19 protein-coding genes are annotated in these 21,468 nt (G+C 56.1%); 4 read left to right on the top strand and 15 right to left on the bottom strand.

Going from position 1 to position 21,468, the window contains the following annotated elements:
• Positions 1–10: 10 nt before the first annotated feature.
• The 4 genes from K3757_RS07090 to K3757_RS07075 form a co-directional block, all read right to left on the bottom strand.
• Positions 11–1,096: an ABC transporter ATP-binding protein gene (locus tag K3757_RS07090; RefSeq protein ID WP_260000537.1), complete on the bottom strand. Its 1,086-nt coding sequence runs from the start codon at positions 1,094–1,096 to the stop codon at positions 11–13.
• Between the two features lie 38 nt (positions 1,097–1,134).
• Positions 1,135–2,490, bottom strand: a complete 1,356-nt coding sequence (locus K3757_RS07085) for a sodium:proline symporter (RefSeq protein WP_260000535.1) — start codon at positions 2,488–2,490, stop codon at positions 1,135–1,137.
• Between the two features lie 99 nt (positions 2,491–2,589).
• Positions 2,590–3,693, bottom strand: coding sequence for a hypothetical protein (locus K3757_RS07080; RefSeq protein WP_311201752.1), 1,104 nt, complete (start codon positions 3,691–3,693; stop codon positions 2,590–2,592).
• Between the two features lie 17 nt (positions 3,694–3,710).
• Positions 3,711–4,490, bottom strand: coding sequence for an SDR family oxidoreductase (locus K3757_RS07075; protein WP_260000531.1), 780 nt, complete (start codon positions 4,488–4,490; stop codon positions 3,711–3,713).
• A 138-nt stretch (positions 4,491–4,628) separates the two neighbouring features.
• Here K3757_RS07075 and K3757_RS07070 point away from each other — a divergent pair, with 138 nt between their 5' ends.
• From K3757_RS07070 to K3757_RS07055, 4 genes are all read left to right on the top strand, one after another.
• The gene (locus K3757_RS07070; RefSeq protein ID WP_260000529.1) at positions 4,629–5,639 is read left to right on the top strand and encodes a Hint domain-containing protein; all 1,011 of its coding nucleotides are present in this window, start codon (positions 4,629–4,631) and stop codon (positions 5,637–5,639) included.
• A gap of 101 nt (positions 5,640–5,740) precedes the next feature.
• Complete coding sequence (locus tag K3757_RS07065; RefSeq protein ID WP_260000527.1) at positions 5,741–7,360, top strand: peptide chain release factor 3; 1,620 nt, start codon at positions 5,741–5,743, stop codon at positions 7,358–7,360.
• A 1-nt stretch (position 7,361) separates the two neighbouring features.
• Positions 7,362–8,312: a glycosyltransferase family 2 protein gene (locus K3757_RS07060; RefSeq protein ID WP_260000525.1), complete on the top strand. Its 951-nt coding sequence runs from the start codon at positions 7,362–7,364 to the stop codon at positions 8,310–8,312.
• A gap of 124 nt (positions 8,313–8,436) precedes the next feature.
• Complete coding sequence (locus tag K3757_RS07055) at positions 8,437–9,978, top strand: DEAD/DEAH box helicase (protein ID WP_260000523.1); 1,542 nt, start codon at positions 8,437–8,439, stop codon at positions 9,976–9,978.
• Positions 9,979–10,057: 79 nt separating this feature from the next.
• Here the strand turns inward: K3757_RS07055 and K3757_RS07050 are convergent, their stop codons facing one another.
• From K3757_RS07050 to nuoH, 11 genes are all read right to left on the bottom strand, one after another.
• Positions 10,058–11,725 carry a ribonuclease J gene (locus tag K3757_RS07050; protein ID WP_260000521.1) on the bottom strand — a complete coding sequence of 556 codons (1,668 nt, stop codon included), beginning with the start codon at positions 11,723–11,725 and terminating at the stop codon, positions 10,058–10,060.
• Entirely contained in the window at positions 11,722–12,501 is a 780-nt protein-coding gene (locus K3757_RS07045; RefSeq protein ID WP_260000519.1) for a type III pantothenate kinase, read from the bottom strand. The genes K3757_RS07050 and K3757_RS07045 overlap by 4 nt, the downstream gene beginning before the upstream one ends.
• An 18-nt stretch (positions 12,502–12,519) precedes the next feature.
• Positions 12,520–13,254 carry a biotin--[acetyl-CoA-carboxylase] ligase gene (locus K3757_RS07040; RefSeq protein ID WP_260000517.1) on the bottom strand — a complete coding sequence of 245 codons (735 nt, stop codon included), beginning with the start codon at positions 13,252–13,254 and terminating at the stop codon, positions 12,520–12,522.
• A gap of 15 nt (positions 13,255–13,269) precedes the next feature.
• The gene (gene nuoN, locus K3757_RS07035; protein WP_260000515.1) at positions 13,270–14,709 is read right to left on the bottom strand and encodes an NADH-quinone oxidoreductase subunit NuoN; all 1,440 of its coding nucleotides are present in this window, start codon (positions 14,707–14,709) and stop codon (positions 13,270–13,272) included.
• Between the two features lie 10 nt (positions 14,710–14,719).
• Positions 14,720–16,282 carry an NADH-quinone oxidoreductase subunit M gene (locus K3757_RS07030; RefSeq protein WP_260000512.1) on the bottom strand — a complete coding sequence of 521 codons (1,563 nt, stop codon included), beginning with the start codon at positions 16,280–16,282 and terminating at the stop codon, positions 14,720–14,722.
• Positions 16,282–18,396, bottom strand: a complete 2,115-nt coding sequence (gene nuoL, locus K3757_RS07025) for an NADH-quinone oxidoreductase subunit L (protein WP_260000510.1) — start codon at positions 18,394–18,396, stop codon at positions 16,282–16,284. The genes K3757_RS07030 and nuoL overlap by 1 nt, the downstream gene beginning before the upstream one ends.
• Positions 18,397–18,400: 4 nt before the next feature.
• Entirely contained in the window at positions 18,401–18,706 is a 306-nt protein-coding gene (gene nuoK, locus K3757_RS07020) for an NADH-quinone oxidoreductase subunit NuoK (RefSeq protein WP_187428658.1), read from the bottom strand.
• A 210-nt stretch (positions 18,707–18,916) separates the two neighbouring features.
• Positions 18,917–19,519, bottom strand: a complete 603-nt coding sequence (locus K3757_RS07015) for an NADH-quinone oxidoreductase subunit J (RefSeq protein WP_260000505.1) — start codon at positions 19,517–19,519, stop codon at positions 18,917–18,919.
• Positions 19,516–19,938, bottom strand: a complete 423-nt coding sequence (locus K3757_RS07010; protein WP_260000503.1) for a carboxymuconolactone decarboxylase family protein — start codon at positions 19,936–19,938, stop codon at positions 19,516–19,518. The genes K3757_RS07015 and K3757_RS07010 overlap by 4 nt, the downstream gene beginning before the upstream one ends.
• Complete coding sequence (nuoI, locus tag K3757_RS07005) at positions 19,935–20,423, bottom strand: NADH-quinone oxidoreductase subunit NuoI (RefSeq protein ID WP_260000501.1); 489 nt, start codon at positions 20,421–20,423, stop codon at positions 19,935–19,937. The genes K3757_RS07010 and nuoI overlap by 4 nt, the downstream gene beginning before the upstream one ends.
• 1 nt (position 20,424) lies before the next feature.
• On the bottom strand, positions 20,425–21,465 hold the full coding sequence (gene nuoH / locus K3757_RS07000) for an NADH-quinone oxidoreductase subunit NuoH (protein WP_260000499.1): 1,041 nt from the start codon (positions 21,463–21,465) through the stop codon (positions 20,425–20,427).
• Positions 21,466–21,468 lie beyond the last annotated feature (3 nt).

The raw sequence follows: 21,468 nt of genomic DNA, 5'->3' as shown, positions 1-21,468 counted from the left end.
GCTGTCTCCTCTACTTCTCGGTTGGGAAGACGAAGCACTTATCGCGCCGTATCATCAACCACATCACAGTGCCGACACTTGGCATAAACACATTCGGTACGGTCGCCTTAAGCAAGCTGCCGTCGTGATCCATGCGGAATTCAACAAGGCTTTCATTGCCCATAAAGCGCGCCCGCTCAACCACCGCGCGGGCAGCCGTACCATCGGCGGCAGTAGGCAGTGGCCCCTTACCCGCACGATCGAAGTCAATGCGCACATGCTGTGGGCGAAACACGATATCTACCGCAGTTCCGTCAGGCACGCCGGGCGCCAGAAAGCGGCCGAAAGCCGTATGGGCCAGCGCGCCAGTCACATCGGCGTGCAGCACGTTGGCATCCGAAAAGAACGAGACCGCAGCGCGATCAACCGGACGGGTATAGACATTATAAGGCGCGCCCTGCTGCACGATCTTCCCATCGCGCATCAGCGCAATCTCATCGGCCATGCGCATGGCTTCGTCAGGTTCATGCGTGACCAGCAGAACGGCTGTGTCCTCTTCTTTGAGAATGCTTAGGGTTTCATCGCGGATGCCATCACGCAGCCGGTTATCAAGGCCCGAGAACGGCTCATCCATCAGCATGATGCGCGGACGCGGGGCCAGCGCACGTGCAAGTGCCACGCGTTGTTGCTCCCCCCCCGAGAGTTGATGCGGATAGCCGTCGATGAACCGCTTCAGATCCACACGTTCCAGCAGTTCCTCAACACGCGCCCGCTTTGACGCTTTGGAGCCGCGCAGACCGTAGCCCACATTGTCCGCCACGCTCAGGTGCGGGAACAGGGCAAAGTCCTGAAACATAAGCCCGATCTCACGCCGCTCTGGCGGGACACGAAAGACCGTGTCGCAGATCAGCTTGCCGTCGACGTGGATGGTGCCGCTATCTTGCATTTCAACGCCCGCGATCATCCGCAGGGTCGTCGATTTCCCGCAACCCGAAGGCCCCAGCAGGCACGTCACCTGGCCCGGCATGATCTGCAGGCTCACGTCGTCAACAACGGCGCGGCCTTCAAAGCTGCGGCGCAGGTTGCGAATTTCCAAACGCGGGGTTTTGGGCTGCATGACTGGCTAATCCGATCATTTCTGTCGGATAGCTGCTATCAGCGCCGACGCGCCCCTGCAAGCACCGCCGCAAAACCGGTCACAAGAACGACCACACAGATCAACAATAACTGCTCGTATTTGTGTCCCTCGAACAGCCAAGGTGTCACGGCATCCCAACTGCGCGCAAAATAGATGAACGCACCAACCATCGCCGCGCCAAAGGCCACCAGATAGGCCCACAGCGCAATGGGCCGCCCCATCACCAACCCGACAACCAGCACCGGCGTTAAAAACATGGAGGCAGTGCCGCTGACCGCCACTGCATCAAAAAGCGTCGCGTTACCCCAAAGCGTCAACAGCGTACCGGCCAGCATGAACACGACCATTACCAACCGCCCCGCCAGCAAGGTACGTGGCAGACCGCCTTCTTCGACAACCAGCCGCGCAGCAGAGCTGAGCGCGGAATCAAGCGTGCTCAGCGCCGAGACAAGAAGCGAAATCATCAGCAGTATAAATACCCATGACGGAAACATCGCTGCCCATGTGCCAATCAGCTCTCCTTCATAGGAAGCGCCTGACAGCGCGGCCTGAATGCCGAAAAAGCCAAACCCGATGATACACAGCGTGCTGATCCAGAAGGCATGCAAAAATGAGGCCCGTGTCGTAGCGCGGTCTGCGATGAAACCACGGTCCATCATAACGGGATCATGCGCGGGATAGCTGAACACCTGAAGTGCGGCCACCGCCAAAAGAATCCATCCGTTGTAATTTCCCGCCGTCCCCTCGGCGGTGACAACAGCAGCCAGATCAAAAGCGGGCGCAGTGACAAGCGCGACAAATGCGATCCCGAACACGGCCAAGAACACCAGCATTTGCACCACGTCGGTACGCAAAGCAGCGCTCAGCCCACCCCACGCAGAATAGGCCAACCCCAGCATCGCCACGATCCAGATCGCGGTGGTCCCACTACCTGCAAGTACCGCGTTGAAGATCAGACCGACAACTACGAGGTTGGCAAACACCTCTGACAACAAGCGCAGCGCGATTACGAAGTTGTAACACCCGTTACCTGCCCCTCCAAACCGCGCGCCAAGCCAATCCTGCACCGACACAGCGCCGCTTTCGCGCAGGCGGTCCACAATGAAGCCGCCCGTCAGGAAGGACGCATAATAGGCCGCATATGCCAACGTTCCGGCGATGCCATTATAATAACCGAGGATCGCGGCATTCATCAGACTGCGCGCGAAAATCCACGTCGTCACCTGACTGAGGACCAGCACCCAAAGCCCCGGCGCATTGCCTCGCGCGCTTTGCCCGCCAAAGAAACCCTCAACGCTCGCGCGGCGCGGCGCGGCTAGTAGCGAGGCGGCAATGATGAAACCGAATACGACGATCAGAACAGCGGGATGCATGGCGGTACTCTCTTAAACACAACATGCGATATGGTTACGACAGCCGCTGTCAGCCAGCTATCCCAAATCAGCCGAGTTGTCATATATGTGAAGGGCATTTCAGTCCATTAAATGAAATGCGGCAGTCGCAACATCACGGCCATTGACTTGTACAGTGATGCTGTGGGCGCCCGCGTACAGGGTAAAGGTTGTCGCCGCCGCTTTGAAAACATGCCTTTTGACCAGCCTCAAAGGTTTGTCCGCCGCCATCTTTGCCGTCTTGAGTTTGAACACTTTCTCAGAAGTTTTGCCAGAAGTGCGAGCAAAGCCAATCCGGTAATCGACAAGCACGGGAATGTCTGCCTCGCTCATCAGCTCGACCTCGAATTCGAGTGCTTCGCCTATAGCAACGCAGTTCTGTCCGAGTATGATCCGGCCGGTCACCGGCACATCGGCATGATATCCTAGTGCCGCCATCGCACCGCCATGGCCCTGCTTGATCAAACTGCGCAGTGCATGTCGCCTCATCCAGTCCAGTTCTTTCACGGTTTGCCTGCCTTCGTCACGCCAAATGGCAAGGCGGTTCAACACCTGATCCGGAACTATCTTGCTTAGGTCATTGAGATGATTTGCAACCGAACGGGTCACAAAACGCGCATGGTCTGCGCAAAGCACATCAAGCAAAGACAAAGTCTGCTCTGGCGCTAATCCGATGCCTTGGGCCCAGGGCAGACGCGGGCGCGTTCCCTCACTAACCAGCCGACGCACGTGATAATTGTCGTCGTGCGCCCAGACGGCCAAATCGGCAAGCGTCTCTTCGGGCCATCGGTTTAGAAACGGCCGGATGTAGAACTCCATCGAAAATCGCTGCGTTGCCTCATAAAGCAGCGCCATTGCGCGCGGGCGATGATCCTCAAGCCCGTGGCGCACAGCCAGAATACCCGGAAGCGCGTGGATGAAACGACCAAAGTCGTCATCGGTTTGTGAAGGGTCAAGCCGCGGTGGCAGGGCCGCTTGCAGTTGCGCAGCCATGGTCGGAAAGTCTGCTGCCAATTGGCCTTCGAGACAATCCGCCATCCAGGCCATGCGCGCCATCAACTCACGCTCCGCAAATCCGGACAACGCCTCTGTCACGAAGCGATCCGCGTCGAAATCAGGTAGCGCAGCGGCGTATTCTGCTGCCAGCTGCCCAACGCTTTCGGCGTTGAACAGCTGGTCTTTCAACAGGGTTTTTCCCACCATTACATGGTTAGGTTCGTCGCACCACCGTCGAGCAGGATCGACTGCCCCACGATAAAGCCGGCATGTTGCGAACACAAAAAGGCGCAGGCAGCGCCGAATTCATCCGCCGTGCCATACCGGCCCGCTGGAATACCCGCCGCGCGTTCGGCGCGCGCATCCTCAAGCGAGATATTGCGCGCGGCAACAACTGCACCGTCCAAAGCATCAGCGCGGTCGGTCGCATGGATGCCGGGCAACAGATTGTTGATTGTCACACCCTTGCCCGCCACCTGACGGCTGGTTCCCGCCACGTATCCTGTCAGGCCCGTGCGCGCAGAGTTGCTCAGCCCCAGCACACCGATAGGCGCACGCACCGATTGCGACGTGATGTTGACCACACGTCCCCAGCCCTTTTCCATCATCGCAGGCACCAGCGCTTTGATCAGCGCGATGGGCGCCAGCATGTTGGCATCCAGCGCTTTAATAAAATCTTCGCGGTCCCAATCCGTCCACATACCGGGAGGTGGTCCACCAGCGTTATTAACCAGAATATCAACGCCTTGCGCGGCTTCAATTACAGCCGCCTGCCCCTCTTGTGTAGCCACATCGGCGACGACCGTCGTGATATTCACCCCGTACTTTTTACGCAGCCGCTCTGCAGCAGCCTCAAGCGCCTCTGCGCCGCGCGCATTCATAATGAGGTCAACGCCTGCTGCTGCCAGATTCTCGGCACAGCCCAGCCCCAATCCTTTCGACGATGCACAAACCAGTGCTTTTTTGCCCTTGATCCCAAGATCCATATGCTCTCTCCCTGAATGTCTGTGTCTGTGCTATCGCAGCCCGCAAAGGTGTGCCAGCAAAACACCGCCAGATTGACCGCACGCTGCCACAATTCTAATGTACCGAAACATAAAACCAGAGGTCAAAAAGGCTCTCATATGTCCACAGGCTCCCTTTCATCCCAAAGCGTTCCAGTATTTGTCGCTGATCAGTTCCGCGCGACGGATGGCGCCAACATGGGTGATCTGCTGTCTTTCGCAAGCGAGCTTATTCTTGACGATGTATATGAGCTGGAATTTGGCGCAGAGCCTGCGCGCCTGTCGCTGATTGCGCGCGACGATGCCAGCTTTTCCATTGGGTTAGATACAAAAATCGGCACCCCCGGTGCGGTGGTCCACCTCGATAGTGCGCTGACATTTATGTCGCCCGACAGCAGCATCAATGATGCCTTGTTGCTGGTCGAGGTAGATGAGCTTGGGGATGTGGCGCAGGTCTACCTGCTACCTTTTACTGCGCTTGTATCCAATGTCGAATATCGCCTTGTCGGGATAGACCACGAGACAGCCCATACGAAATTCGCGCAGGTCGCTTGTGTTAGTTTTACCCGTGGCACCCACATCACGCTGGCATCCGGCGCACAGTGCCCCGTCGAAGACCTCAAAATCGGGGATCGTATCCTCACGCGTGATGACGGTGTGCAAACATTGCGCTGGATTGGCAGCTCAACCACCCGTGCAGTAGGGGAATTTGCGCCCATCCGCATCGCTGCAGGTACGTTAAACAACAGCGAAGACCTGCTGGTCAGCCCCGATCACCGGCTCTTTATCTATCAACGCACCGATGAATTGGGCGCCGGCCGCGCAGAGCTTTTGGTGAAAGCACGACATTTGGTGAATGGCACAACTGTCAAAGTCTCAGAGGGCGGGTTCGTCGACTATTTTCAACTTTTGTTCGACAGCCACCAGATCATATATGCCGAAGGTATTGCAGCGGAATCCATGCTGATCGACAGCAGGACCCGCCCCGTTCTTCCGCACGATCTTTCGGAAAGACTTGGGCGGCACGTACCCGGTCACTCCGACCTGCCGCACGCGGGACTGGATGTTAACGAAGGATTGCTAAAGCGTCCGGACGCGGCCGATCTTCTCAAAAAAGCTTCCGGGCGCTGAGGCTTGCCTTGACGCGTATCTAGGGTATGTGTAGCGCCCAAACGCCGAGCGCGGCTTGTCATTAAGCCGCCCCCGAAATCACATCAGGAACACGCCGTAACATGCTGGACAATCAAAATAATCGCCCTGAACTTCCTGCAGAAATCGCGCGGCGGCGTACCTTTGCGATCATCAGCCACCCTGACGCCGGCAAGACCACACTGACGGAAAAGTTCCTGTTGTTCGGTGGTGCGATCCAGATGGCGGGCCAAGTTCGCGCAAAAGGTGAGGCACGGCGCACCCGCTCTGACTTTATGGCGATGGAGAAAGACCGCGGCATTTCCGTCTCGGCCTCGGCCATGTCGTTTGATTATCAGGGCCACGACAAGAATTACCGGTTCAATCTGGTGGACACACCCGGCCACTCCGATTTCTCGGAAGACACCTACCGTACGCTGACGGCGGTGGATGCTGCCGTGATGGTGATCGACGGTGCGAAAGGTGTGGAAAGCCAGACCCAAAAGCTGTTCGAGGTCTGCCGGATGCGCGACCTGCCGATCCTGACCTTTTGTAACAAGATGGATCGCGAAAGCCGCGACGTCTTTGAGATTATCGACGAAATCCAGCAAAACCTTGCGATTGATGTGACCCCTGCCAGTTGGCCCATCGGTGTGGGCCGCGATTTCGTCGGCTGCTATGACATCCTGCGCGACCGGTTGGAGCTGATGGACCGGGCAGACCGCAACAAGGTTTCGGAAAGCATCAAGATCGAAGGTCTGGATGATCCGAAACTGGCAGAACATGTTCCAGCCGACCTATTGGAGAAGCTCAAGGAAGACCTTGAGATGGTGCGTGAGCTTATGCCACCGCTTGATCCCGAACTGATGGCCGAAGGATCACTTACCCCGATTTGGTTCGGCTCTGCCATCAACAGCTTTGGCGTCAAGGAACTGATGGACGGCATCGCCATGTTCGGCCCGGAACCGCAAATCCAAAAAGCCGAGCCACGCCAGATCCTGCCAGAGGAAAAGAACGTGACAGGCTTTGTATTCAAGGTACAGGCCAACATGGACCCCAAGCACCGCGACCGCGTTGCCTTCGTCCGGCTTGCCTCAGGGCATTTTGAGCGGGGTATGAAACTCACCCATGTGCGGACCAAGAAGGTGATGACCATCGCCAGCCCGGTGATGTTTCTGGCCGCCGACCGCGAACTTGCAGAGGAAGCATGGGCAGGCGACATCATCGGTATCCCGAACCACGGCCAACTGCGCATTGGTGATACGCTGACAGAAGGCGAAGCGCTGCGCGTCACTGGCATCCCCTCTTTTGCGCCCGAATTGCTGCAAGGTGTGCGCGCGGGTGATCCGCTCAAATCCAAACACTTGGAAAAGGCGCTCATGCAGTTTGCCGAAGAAGGCGCTGCAAAGGTGTTCAAACCCTCTATCGGCTCCGGCTTTGTTGTTGGCGTTGTGGGGCAACTGCAATTCGAAGTGCTCGCCAGCCGGATTGAGCTGGAATACGGGCTTCCCGTGCGCTTTGAACAATCACAGTTCACCTCTGCACGGTGGGTAAACGGACCGAAAGCGGCAGTGGACAAGTTCATGGAAGCGAACAAACAACATATCGCCCATGACCATGACGGCGATGTGGTTTACCTGACGCGCCTTCAGTGGGACATTGACCGCGTCGATCGCGACTATCCGGACGTCAAACTGACAGCCACCAAAGAGATGATGGTCTAGCATGGCCACTTGGGGCATAGTCGCCACGATCAAGGCCGACACGGCCACGATCCTGCGCTTTGCTTCCTACCATCTCCAATTGGGTGCGCACCGTATCTACATTTATCTGGATGTCGCAAATCCGGAGGCGCAGGAGGCATTGCGGAACCACCCAAAATGCCGCGTCGTTCGCTGCGATGAAGGATACTGGAAGCGCCACAACGGGTCCCGGCCCGATATGCACCAGCCGCGCCAGACCTTTAATGCCACCCGCGCTTACCGTAAGGCGCAGGAGGTTGACTGGCTTATCCATATTGATGTGGACGAGTTTCTTGTCAGCGCCGGACAGATCTCGGCCCACCTTTCGGCCCTGCCCGACACCGTCCAATGTGCGCGCGCGCGGCCGATGGAGCTATTGGCGGGCGGTGACCCTCAAAAGGATGCCGCCTTTAAAACCTTCATTCCTGCCGGTCGCCACCGCGAGGCGACGGTCGCGTCCCTGTACCCGACCTTTGGTGAGCACCTCAAAGGCGGATTTCTGAGCCATATTGCAGGCAAGATTTTCGTCCGCACCGGCATTGAAGGGATCAAGTTTCGCATCCACAACGCCTTTCTGAACGGCGAAACCAACCCCGACCACGTCGAAATGCCCGATATCCAGCTTGCCCATTTTCACGCGACCGATTGGGATAGCTGGTCCAGCCATTTCGCCTACCGCTTCCGCGAAGGGTCATATCGTGCGGATTTGGGCCCCGCGCGAAGCCGCGAAAGGGGTGGCATCACCACGCACGAACTGTTCACTCTTATTCAGGAAGAAGACGGCGAGGCAGGCTTACGTCATTTTTTCGATGAAGTTTGCGCCGACACACCGTCCCTGCGCGAACGCCTGGATAGCCACGGATACCTGCACCGCATGACGTTCCAATTCGACACAGATTTGGCCAAACATTTCCCAGACTTCGCAAATATTTGACGCTTCGCTCACAAGTTGGTATGCGCTTCTCAGATATGTCGCGGCGAATGCCGCCCTTTGGGCCATGCCGGCTGACGTAGACGCTGCCGCGGGCCAAGTGAGTGTCCGCAATTAACGGATACACATGACAAAATTTACTGATCTGAACCTGAACACCAAGGTGCTCAAAGCCATCGAAGAAGCGGGCTATGACAGCCCGACACCGATTCAGGCCGGCGCCATCCCCCCTGCTCTTTTGGGGCGTGACGTATTGGGCATCGCACAAACGGGGACCGGCAAAACCGCCAGCTTCGTTCTGCCGATGATTACCCTGCTCGCCCGTGGCCGCGCCCGTGCGCGTATGCCGCGCAGCCTTGTGCTGTGCCCAACCCGCGAACTAGCTGCACAGGTTGCCGAAAACTTCGACACCTACGCCAAACACCTCAAGCTGACAAAAGCGTTGCTGATCGGTGGCGTTTCGTTCAAGGAGCAGGACAAGCTGATCGACAAAGGCGTGGACGTTCTGATCGCCACTCCCGGTCGTTTGCTTGACCACCACGAGCGTGGCAAACTGATCCTGACAGACGTGAAGGTCATGGTCGTCGACGAAGCCGACCGGATGCTCGACATGGGCTTCATCCCCGATATCGAACGCATCTTCGGCCTGACTCCCTTTACCCGCCAAACGCTGTTCTTCTCGGCGACCATGGCGCCAGAGATCGAACGGATCACCAACACCTTCCTCAGCAACCCTGAGCGGATCGAAATGGCCCGTCAGGCCACGACATCCGAAAACATCACGCAGGGCGTGGTGATGTTCAAAGCCTCCCGCAAAGACCGCGAAGCAACCGAAAAGCGGGCACTGCTGCGTGCGCTGATCGAAGCCGAGGGCGATAAATGCACAAACGCCATCATTTTCTGTAACCGGAAGATGGACGTGGACGCTGTTGCCAAGTCTTTGAAGAAATACGGCCTTGATGCTGCGCCGATCCACGGCGATCTGGACCAGAGCCAGCGCACGCGCACACTTGACGGGTTCCGCGCAGGCGATCTGCGCTTCCTTGTCGCCTCTGACGTGGCCGCACGCGGTTTGGATGTGCCTTCGGTAAGCCACGTATTCAACTTTGATGTGCCAAGCCATGCCGAAGACTATGTGCACCGCATTGGTCGTACGGGCCGCGCAGGACGCGATGGCAAAGCCATCATGATCTGCGTGCCGCGCGACGAAAAGAACCTGGAAGACGTTGAACGCCTCGTCCAGAAGGAAATACCGCGTCTGGAAAATCCGCTTGGCGTCAAAGCATCGCCAGAGAAAACCGAGAAGCCAAGCGAAGAGCCCAAAGAGGCCGCTACGAAGGAAAAGCCAAAGCGCACCCGCTCGCGCAGCCGCAAAACCAGCGAAACGCCTAAACCGGTAGAATCAAAAGCTGCGCCAGAAAAAGCGGATGAACCTGTTGCGGCGAAGAAAGCTGATACACCACCAGCCCCCGAAAAGAAGGCCGAAGCGCCCAAAGAAGAGCAAAAGCCAGAAAGCTCGGAACGCCGCAGTTCGCGGTCACGTGGCGGAAACACACGCAACAACGATCGCCGTGATGACAACCGTGGTGGCGGCAACAAGGTTGTCGGGCTTGGGGATCACACCCCGACGTTCATCGAGCTAAGCTTTGCGGACCGTCCCAAAGACTAAGCCCAACCAAATGTAGAAATAGAAAAAGCCCCGCAGAAACTGCGGGGCTTTTTTGTATCTAGCAGAGGCTAGTTGAGGATCAGCTCAGACGGCTGACCACCACAGTTACCTCAGGCTTCTTGCCAATCTCGTTTTGTGCAGACTGGCGCGCAACTTTGCGCAGACCTTCATCAAGTGCCTTATCATCACGCAAGGTTTTGGCCCCTGCCCGACCCAGCCACTGGCTGAGGTCCTGTTCAACCACATCGATCAACGGTGCGTCGCTGATCCCTGTATCTGGCAGACCCATCGTATCGACCCACGGATCACCCAAAGGTTCGTCCTGCTCATCCATAAGAACGGTGACGGTCATATGCCCATTGAGCGCCATACGAATGCGGTCACGTACCACGCCGTCAAGCGCGCCAATCTGGACAGAACCATCGATATAAGTGCGGCCAGTCTCAATATACTCTGCTACTCTCGGCTCGTTGCCAGACAGATCAATCATCATGCCGTTTACAGCCAGAACGCCCTTATAGCCTTTACCCTCGGACACCTTGACGTGCTCACGCAGGTGGCGGTGTTCGCCGTGCATCGGGATCACGACCTGCGGCTTAAGCACGTCATGGAGCGTTTCGATGTCAGGACGGTTTGCGTGGCCGGACACGTGATACTTACCCGAGCTGTCGTCAACCACATCCACACCCATTTCAGAGAACTGGTTGATGATGCGGATCACGCCACGCTCGTTTCCAGGAATGGTCTTGGAGGAAAAGAGGAACATGTCCCCTTCTTTCATCTGCAAGCCCATGTATTTACCGCGCGCCAACTGCGCAGAGGCTGCGCGCCGTTCACCCTGACTGCCGGTAACAAGCAGCAGCAGGTTTTCACGCGGTACATCGCGGGCCTGTTCGGGGCTGATGGTCGGCGGGAAGTCCGTCAACACACCGGTTTCAACAGATGCCTCGATCATCCGCTTCATGGCACGGCCCAATAGCACAACCGAACGGCCGGCCTTCTGCCCCGCAACGGCAAGCGTTTTCACTCGCGCCACGTTTGAGGCGAATGTTGTGGCCACAACCATGCCGGATGCGCCTTGCACCAGTTCGGTGATCGCTTCGGGCAACGTCGCTTCGGAGCGGCCAGGGCTTTGGCTGAACACATTTGTGCTGTCACAGATCAGCGCCTTGATGCCATCCTTCGCAATCGCTTCGAACGCGGCGGGATCAAACGGCTCTCCGACACCTGGTGTCAGATCCACTTTGAAATCGCCCGAATGCACGATGCGGCCCACGGGTGTATCTATCACCAAGGCCGAACTTTCGGGAATCGAATGTGAGATCGGTTGAAAGCCAACCTTGAAAGGCCCTGCATCAACCTGATGCGGGAAGGTTCCGACGATCCGTACCGCGTCATCGGGATGGTTGTATTCGGACATCTTGCGTTTTGTGATATTGGCCGTGAACTTGCGCGCATAGATCGGCGCTTGCAAACGGTCATAGGTATGGGCGATACCGCCCACGTGGTCTTCGTGCGCATGGGTGACAAAGACCGCTTCGATGCGATCCTTGCGCTGCACGAGCCAGTCGATGTCCGCGATAATCAGGTCCACACCCGGGCTTGTGTCCATGTCCGGGAACGCAACACCGATATCTACGACAATCAGCCGTTCTTTATCGGGTTTTCCGTAGCCGTAAACATAGGCGTTCATGCCAATTTCACCCGCCCCGCCAAGGGGAAGGTAGATCAATCTTTCGCTGCTCATTGAGTCGCTAATTCCTTATTGTATTTATGTATCACGGTCAGGCCGTGCATTGTCAGTTCATCTTGATATTCGTCAAAGAGGGCCTCGGCCTGCTGAAACAGCGGCGCGAGCCCGCCGGTGGAGATGACGCGCATGTCGCGCCCGCGCTCCGCCTTTATCCGCGCACATATCTCACGCACGAGGCCGATATAACCCCAAAAAACCCCCGATTGCATACAGGTCACAGTATTGGTGCCAACAACCTGGGCTGGCTGGCTAATGTCGATATGCGGCAAAGCAGCGGCTGCGTTGTGCAACGCCTCAAGGCTCAGGTTCACGCCGGGGGCAATAACCCCACCAACGTAAGCGCCGTCAGCAGCCACCACATCGAACGTCGTTGCCGTGCCAAAATCCACAACGATCAGGTCACCACCATATAGATCGTATCCCGCAACCGTATTTACAAGGCGGTCCGGCCCGACAGCCGTTCCTGCATCCACACGCACATCCACAGGCAAAGCGCATTCAGGCTTTCCCACAACATAGGGACGGGTGTTGAAATACCGGTCTGCAAGGACGCGCAGATTGAACACAACCCGAGGCACCGTTGAAGACACAATCACATCCGTGATGTCAGCCTCAATCCCCTGAAGTTTCATCAGCGTGCTGAGCCAGACATAGTACTGATCCGCCGTGCGCTTCCAATCCGTCGCTGTGCGCCATGTGGCAATAAACTCGGACCCGTCCCAAATGGAAAACACGGTGTTTGTATTGCCGCAATCAATCGCCAAGAGCATGGGATACCCTCCTGAGGGTTAAAAATAGACATCCGCAGCCGTGATAGACACAGCACCTTTCGGGGTCCGCAAAATCAGATTACCTGATGCATCGACATCTTCAAAGACGCCAACTGTTTCATCCCGCATGGTACGCGCCGTTACAACTTCGCCGATGCGCGCCGCATGAGATAGCCATGCCGTGCGGATCGGCGAAAAGCCATAGATGACAAATTGCGCCTCCAGCCGCGCAAAGGCGGCTGCCACGGCATCAAGGAAGGCTTCAGGCGCAACGCTAACCCCTGTTTCCTCAATAACGCTGACAGGCGTCACAGCGCCCTGTTCGACTTGCTCGGGCGTAGGTGCATGGGCCAGATTGACGCCGATCCCGATCACCAGATTAGCCCCGAGAGTTTCAAGCAGGATACCTGCCACCTTACCGCCATTGAGAAGCACATCATTGGGCCATTTGAGCGCGAAAGCATCAGCTTTCCCTGTGACTTCTACGAAGGCCTCATACAGCGCTAGACTGGCGACAAAACTGTGCAAGGCAGCGTCGGCGGGGCTGCCATTCATCCGCATGATCAGTGTTCCGGCGAAGTTACCCCTTGGCGTGGACCATGCCCGCCCGCGACGCCCACGTGCGGCGGTCTGCTCTTGGGCGAGTATCCATGCAGGGCCTTGGAGGCCGGGCGCGATACGCGCGGCCTCCGAAAGAGTGGAATCCAGCGTGTCAAAGACATGCCGTGTATATCCGTGAGGCCAATCGGCCATCAGTCAGCGCAGCGCTTATTGAACAAGCGTCGCCGCCGCCAATGCTGCTGCACCCTCGACGCCGAACATGTTGATGATACCAACAACCATGATGACGGCAGAGGCGATCAGGAAGCCCCCCAAAAGCCCGCCACGATTCTGGTCAAGCGCGTCGGATTTATCTTCACCGAAGTACATGAAAAACACGATCCGCAGATAGTAAAACGCACCGATCACCGAGGCGATAACACCCGCAATCGCCAGCCAAGCCAGACCACCCTCATATGCCGCGCGCAGCACATAAAGCTTACCGAAGAAGCCCAGGAACGGCGGAACACCTGCCAGGCTGAACAGCAACACCAGCAACGCAAAGGCGCGGCCAGGGTGGTTTTTTGAGTACATGTTCAGGGAGGATATATCGACGACAGGTGCGCCATCTTTTTCCATCAACAGAATGAAGGCAAAGACGCCGATGTTCATTGTGACGTAGATCGCCATATAGACCAACATTGCCTGCACACCAAAGGCAGTCCCCGCAGCAACACCCATGAGGGCGTAGCCCATGTGCGCAATCGAAGAAAATGCCATCAGACGTTTGATGTTGGTCTGACCAATGGCAGCCACGGCACCAAGGAACATGGACAAAACTGACAACAGCGCCACGATCTGGCTCCAGTCGCTGACTGCGTTACCAAAGGCATCATGCAAGACACGCGCAAACAGGGCCATCGCAGCCACTTTTGGCGCTGTCGCAAAGAATGCTGTGACAGGCGTCGGCGAGCCTTCGTAGACGTCAGGTGTCCACATGTGGAAAGGAACCGCAGATACCTTGAACGCCATACCAGAGATCAGGAACACGATACCAAACAGCAGACCAACAGAAGTCTCACCGGACTGTGCTGTGGTGATAATACCAGAGAACAGCGTGGTGCCAGCATATCCGTAAACCAAGGATGCCCCGTAAAGAAGCAGACCCGAAGACAGCGCGCCGAGTACGAAATATTTCAGGCCGGCTTCTGTCGATTTCACACTGTCCCGGCGCAAGGAGGCGACGACGTACAGCGCAAGCGACTGAAGCTCCAATCCCATGTACAGCGCCATCAGATCACCTGCGGACACCATTACCATCATACCAACCGCGCTCAGCGCTACCAGAATAGGATACTCGAACCGCAGCAAACCGCGTGTTTTCATATACCCTTCGGACATCACCAGCACACAGGCAGCCGAAATCAGGATCACAATCTTGGCGAAACGGGCAAAGCCATCATTGATGAACATGCCGTTGAACGATTCCACCGTGGTGGACGAACTGGCCGAAACCATCAGCGCCAAAACCACCATCACTGCGGCGATGGCCCAAAGCAGCGGACGCGCAATCGCGTCCTTACCGCCATAAGCGCCTGCCATAAGACCAGCTATGGCTGTACCAGCAAGGATGGTTTCGGGCAGGATCTGGAGGATATCATTCGTCATGTCTATCGCCTCAATTGTGGGCTTGGGCTGCTTCGGTCACGGTTTGCACCGCGGCCACAGCCGTATCGTATTGTTCAACCAACGCCGTAACCGACGGCCCGATCGTATCAAGGATCAGCGCAGGGTAGACACCAAGCAACAGTGTCATCACAACCAGCGGCGCAAAAATCCATTTCTCGCGAGAGGTCATATCCGTGATGCCTTTGAGGCTTTCCTTGATCAGGTCCCCCATGACGACCCGGCGGTAAAGCCAAAGCGCATAAGCCGCCGAGAAAATCACACCAGTCGTTGCAACAGCCGCGACCCAAGTGTTCACCTGGAAAACCGCCATCAACGTCAGGAATTCTCCGACGAAACCCGATGTGCCCGGAAGGCCAACGTTTGCCATCGTAAACAGCATAAACAGCAGCGCATATACAGGCATCCGGTTCACAAGACCGCCGTAGGCGTCGATCTCTCGGGTGTGCATACGGTCATAGATGACGCCAACGCTCAGGAACAAGGCACCAGAGATAAATCCGTGGCTGATCATCTGGAAAATAGCGCCGTCCAGACCTTGTTGGTTGGTCGCAAAGATGCCCATCGTCACAAAGCCCATGTGTGCAACCGATGAATAAGCAATCAGCTTTTTCATATCTTCCTGCACCAGCGCCACCAGCGAGGTGTACACAATCGCAATCGCGGACATCCACAAGATCAGCGGGCCGACAACTTCGGACCCGACCGGGAACATCGGCAGAGAGAACCGCAGGAAACCGTAGCCACCCATTTTCAGCAGGATCGCAGCCAGAACAACGGAACCCGCTGTTGGCGCCTGAACGTGTGCGTCAGGCAACCAAGTGTGCACTGGCCACATCGGCATTTTCACCGCGAAGCTTGCGAAGAACGCAAGGAACATCAGAGTCTGCATGCCGCCAACAATCTGGAAGCCCATAATGCTGAACGTCTCGGAGCCGAACTCATGTGTGAGCAGGCTCACGGTGCAGCCACCGATACAGGTTGTACCGGCATCCGCAAACATTGCCACCATCGCAACCAGCATCAATACGGAGCCAAAGAAGGTATAGAGGAAGAACTTAAAGCTTGCATAAATGCGGTTTGCCCCCCCCCAAATGCCGATGATCAGGAACATCGGGATCAGGCTCGCCTCAAAGAATACGTAGAAGAGGACCAAATCAAGCGAGACAAAGACACCGATCATCAAGGTTTCAAGAACCAAGAAAGCGATCATGTATTCTTTGACGCGGGTAGACACATCCCAAGATGCGGCAATCACCAGCGGCATCATGAAGGTGGTCAGCATCACGAACAGGATCGAGATGCCATCGACGCCAAGACGGTAGTTCAGGCCAAGCAGCCACTCCGCCTCATCCACCATCTGGAAACCCGTGTTGGAGGGATCGAACTCAAGATACACGAAGATCGATACGATAAAGGTCACGGTTGTCGTAATCAGGGCAAGCCACTTAGCGTTGCGCTGCGCCGCAGGGTCCTCACCGCGCAGGAATACCGCGAGGATCAGGGCCGCAAAGGCTGGCATAAACGTGACGATGGACAAAAGGTTATTTTCCATCAGTTCGCTCCTCCGGTCATCGTCATCCAGGTAATAAGGATCGCGATCCCGATCACCATGGCGAAGGCATAGGTAAAGATATATCCGGACTGCGCCTTACCGGCGAGGCGGGTGAAGAAGGGAATGATCCCCATAGCCAGCCCGTTCAGGCCGCCATCGATCACGTTTCCATCGCCGCGCTTCCACAGGAAGCGGCCAATCGCTTTGGCAGGCTGAACAAAGATGAAATCGTAAAGCTCGTCAAAGTACCATTTGTTCTTGAGGAACAAATACAGGTGCTTCTGGTTCTCGGCCAGTCGGCCCGGCAGTGACGGGTTTTTGATGTAGAACAGGTAAGCAAAGGCGAAACCGATCAACATCGCAATGAAGGGAGATGTTTTCACCCAGTAAGGAACCTTATGCGCATCATCGAGCAGCGTGTTGTCCGGCGCGATATAAAGCGCACCCTCACCCGGCTGGCCTGCGAAGGCATAGTGATGCTCGGCCGTGCCATGATCACCCTCGGCCTCGCCGTGAGATGTCTCTGCACCGTCAACTTTGGGCTCACCAGCCGCGCCCTCTTCGGCATAGGGAATACCATAGAATTTCGCGACCTGATCGGTGTGACCGAAGAAAGAGCTATACCAAACCATACCAGCCAGCATCGCACCCATGGCCAGAACACCTAGTGGTATCAACATGACCATCGGGCTTTCATGCGCGTGCTCGTGCGTGTGCTTGTCGCCACGGGGTTTGCCATAGAACGTCAGGAACATCAGGCGCCAGCTGTAGAAACTGGTGAACAGAGCCGCAATGACCAGCATCCAGAAACCGTACATGGAACCGGCTGCATAGGCGCTTTCAACGATGGCATCCTTGGACTGGAAGCCCGCGAAACCGATTGGGATTTCACCCAGCGTGACGATCCACACAGGGATGCCCAAACCGGTGATCGCCAACGTGCCGATCATCATGGCCCAGAAAGTATAGGGGATCTTTTTGCGCAGACCGCCGTAGTTCATCATGTCCTGTTCATGGTGCATCGCGTGAATGACCGAACCGGCGCCGAGAAAAAGCATCGCCTTGAAGAACGCGTGCGTGAACAAGTGGAACATCGCGGCGGAGTACATGCCAACACCAGCGGCAACGAACATGTAACCCAGCTGTGACATCGTTGAATAGGCGATCACGCGTTTGATGTCCGTCTGGACCAAACCGATTGTCGCCGCAACGAACGCTGTGGTTGCGCCCAGGAAGGTCACGAACATCATTGTTTCAGGTGCAAATTCCATCAACGGTGACATCCGGCATACAAGGAATACGCCCGCAGTAACCATCGTCGCAGCGTGGATCAGCGCGGACACGGGCGTAGGTCCTTCCATCGCGTCCGGCAACCATGTGTGCAGGAACAATTGCGCGGATTTACCCATCGCACCGATGAACAGCAAAAACGCCAGCAGGTTCGCCGCATTCCAGTCAGCCCACAGGAAGTGAACTGTTGTTTCCGCCAGCTGCGGCGCGGCAGCAAAGATGTCATCAAACTTGATGCTATCCGTCAAAAGGAACAAACCAAAAATACCAAGGGCAAAGCCAAAGTCACCAACACGGTTAACCACAAAAGCTTTGATGGCGGCCGCATTGGCCGACGGTTTTTTGTAGTAGAAACCGATCAGCAGGTATGAGGCAACGCCCACCCCTTCCCAACCAAAGAACATCTGCACAAGGTTGTCAGAGGTGACCAGCATCAGCATCGCGAAGGTGAAGAAAGACAGGTAGGCAAAAAAGCGCGGCTTATAGCTCACACCTTCGCCAAAGTTCTCATCATGCGCCATGTACCCCATCGAATAGAGGTGCACGAGGCTGGAAACCGTCGTGATCACGATCAGCATAATAGCGGTCAAACGGTCCAGACGAATGGCCCAGTCAGTGCTAAGCGATCCGCTTTCGATAAAGCGAAGGATCTGGATGGTCTCGGTCGTACCGTCAAAGCTGAGGAAAACGATCCAGCTAAGCAGCGCGGACAGGAACAAGCCGCCTGTCGCAATCCAGCAGGCCGCAGATTCGCCAATAATCTTCCAGCCGAAACCGCAGAGCAAAGAGCAGATCAGCGGAGCAAATAGGAGTGTAATTTCCATGACCTCAGCCCTTCATCACGTTGACGTCTTCCACGGCGATGGTGCCGCGGTTCCGGAAGAAACAGACCAGAATGGCCAGACCGATCGCAGCTTCCGCAGCCGCAACCGTGAGGACAAACAGGGTGAAAACCTGCCCCACCAAATCACCAAGAAAGCTTGAGAAAGCGACCAGATTGATATTCACCGCCAGCAGCATCAATTCGATGCTCATCAGCAAGATGATGATGTTCTTACGGTTCAGAAAGAGGCCAAAGATGCCAATGACAAACAGCGTAGCTGCCACTGTCAGGTAATGTTCCAGTCCGATCATGTCGTCCCTCAGTTTCTCCCCGAACGGGGATAGTCAATTAGCGCCAATGGCTTGCTGGCGCCGCATATTTCACAAGAAGCTATAGCCGCCAAGCACAATGATCAGGACCACAATTGCAACGACCAGTGTATTGCGTGACATCAGCATTCTTCCTTCTTTTTTCTCTGACCGTCCGGTTCCTCTCAGAGGAACCGGACGGACAACAATTAATTAGAGGCCCTGCCCCGGCTTCACATCGCGCAGTTCCATCGCCTTGGCCGGATCACGCATCATTTGCGCAACAACGTCCTGACGTTTGACGTCCCCGCGGTGGCGCAGTGTCAGCACAATCGCACCGATCATTGCGACCAGCAGGATCAGACCAGACAGCTGGAACAGCAGGAAGTAGTCATCATACAGGATCATACCCAAAGCATCGGTGTTCATGACGTTGCCATCCGTAACGTGCAACCGCAGTCCTTCAGCCGCCGCATTCGCATCCCACGCGCCAAAGGCCATTACGAATTGCATCAGGATCACGAGGCCAATCAGCAAGGCCAGCGGCATGTATTTTGCCATCTCTGCCTTCAGCTCGGCAAAATCGACGTCCAGCATCATGACCACGAACAAGAACAGCACTGCGACTGCGCCGACGTACACAATAATCAGCAGCATCGCGACAAATTCAGCACCAAGCAGAACGAAAAGCCCCGCCGCTGACAGGAACGACAGGATCAGCCACAAAACAGAGTGAACAGGGTTGCGGCTGATCACTGTGAACAGCCCGCCCGCAATCACACTGACCGCAAAAAGATAGAATGCAAAAACGCTCATGCGTCACCTTCCTTGTTCTTGTCCGCCTGCTCCGACATCTCGTCCAGCACAGGTTGGGCCAGATCCATGGCACGCTGCATTGCGGGTAATCCCGCAAAGAGGGCCATCTGACCAATCGTCTCGATAATTTGTTGGCGATGCGCACCAGCCTCTGCGGCATGGCGCACTGTCTGACGAATGGCCACATCATTTTGCGCGCCCTGCATCGTCAGCCCTGCTAATGTCAGCAGAAGCCGTGTCTTTGCATCCAGCCCGTCCGGGTTAAGCTTGTTACCAAAGAACGTTTCCATCAGGTCCTTTGGCATCAACCCCATCATGGCCTCGAACCCTTTAGGCGTGAACGCATCCATTGCAGGAAAGGTCTTAGCCATATCCTGCATCTGCCGCATCATATCTTCCCAAGGGTTCTTATCGGTCATCGGTAAGGTGCATCCATTTCAAGGTTGCGGGCAATCTCGGCTTCCCAACGGTCGCCGTTTTCCAGCAGCTTTGCCTTGTCATAGTACAGCTCTTCGCGTGTCTCAGTCGAGAACTCGAAGTTTGGCCCTTCAACAATCGCATCCACAGGGCAAGCTTCCTGACAGAAACCGCAATAGATACATTTTGTCATGTCGATGTCATAGCGCGTGGTGCGGCGGCTGCCGTCCTCACGTGGCTCAGCATCAATCGTGATTGCCTGAGCGGGGCAAACCGCCTCACAGAGCTTGCAGGCGATGCAACGTTCTTCGCCGTTGGCATACCGACGCAGCGCATGTTCACCACGAAAGCGCGGAGACAGAGGCCCCTTCTCGTGCGGATAGTTGATCGTCGCCTTCGGCTTGAACATATATTTGATGCCCAGCTTCATGCCTTGATAAAAATCCTGCAACAGGAAGTATTTGGCGTGACGTGTATAGTCGGTCATATCAGCCCCCTACGGTCCAGCGGGCGTAAATGCCCCAGAACCATCCAAATTTCGCGGCAAATGCCACAAACACGACCCAGAACAGCGAGAACGGAAGGAACACTTTCCAACCCAGACGCATCAACTGGTCATAACGGTAGCGCGGTGTGATCGCCTTGATCAGCGAGAAGAAGAAGAACACGATGCCCATCTTGGCGATCATCCAGAAGATGCCATCGGGCAGGCCCGGAATTGGAGACAGCCAGCCGCCAAAGAACATCAACGAGATCAATGCGCACATCAGAACGACAGCGACCAGTTCACCGATCATGAACAGCAGGAATGGCGTGGATGAGTATTCAACCTGATAACCGGCAACCAGTTCTGATTCTGCTTCGGGAAGGTCAAACGGCGGGCGGTTTGTCTCGGCCAAGGCCGAGATGAAGAAAAGGATCAGCATCGGGAAGTGCGGCAACCAGTACCAGTTCAGCAAGCCGTAAGATCCCTCTTGCGCAGCCACGATACCGCTAAAGTTCATGGAACCGGTCGAGATAATCACACCGATGATGATCAGGCCGATCGAGACTTCGTAAGAGATCATCTGCGCGGCAGAACGAAGCGATCCAAGGAACGGATACTTGGAGTTCGACGCCCAGCCACCCATGATCACGCCGTAAACCTCCAATGAGGACACAGCGAATACAAACAGGATTGCGACGTTGATGTCAGACAGGACCCAGCCGTCATTGAATGGAATCACCGCCCAGGCGACCAGCGCCATCACAAGGCTTACCATCGGAGCAAGGAAGAACACGGGGCGGTCAGCGCCCGCAGGAACAACGATTTCCTTGACGATATATTTGCCGAAATCCGCAAACGATTGCAGCAGGCCGTAAACCCCTACCACGTTCGGTCCGCGACGCAGCTGGACAGAAGCCCAGATCTTGCGATCAAGATACATCAGAAAGGCCAGAGCCAGTAGCAATGGAATCACCACAAGGAAAATCTGTCCGACGATCAGCAGGATTGCTCCCAGCGTGGTGTTAAAAAAGAAGTCAGCCATAGG

The organism is Sulfitobacter sp. S223, from assembly GCF_025143825.1.
GTDB lineage: Bacteria > Pseudomonadota > Alphaproteobacteria > Rhodobacterales > Rhodobacteraceae > Sulfitobacter.
The sequence above is the reverse complement of the archived record's forward strand: the minus strand, read 5'-3'. Positions and strand labels throughout refer to the sequence as shown.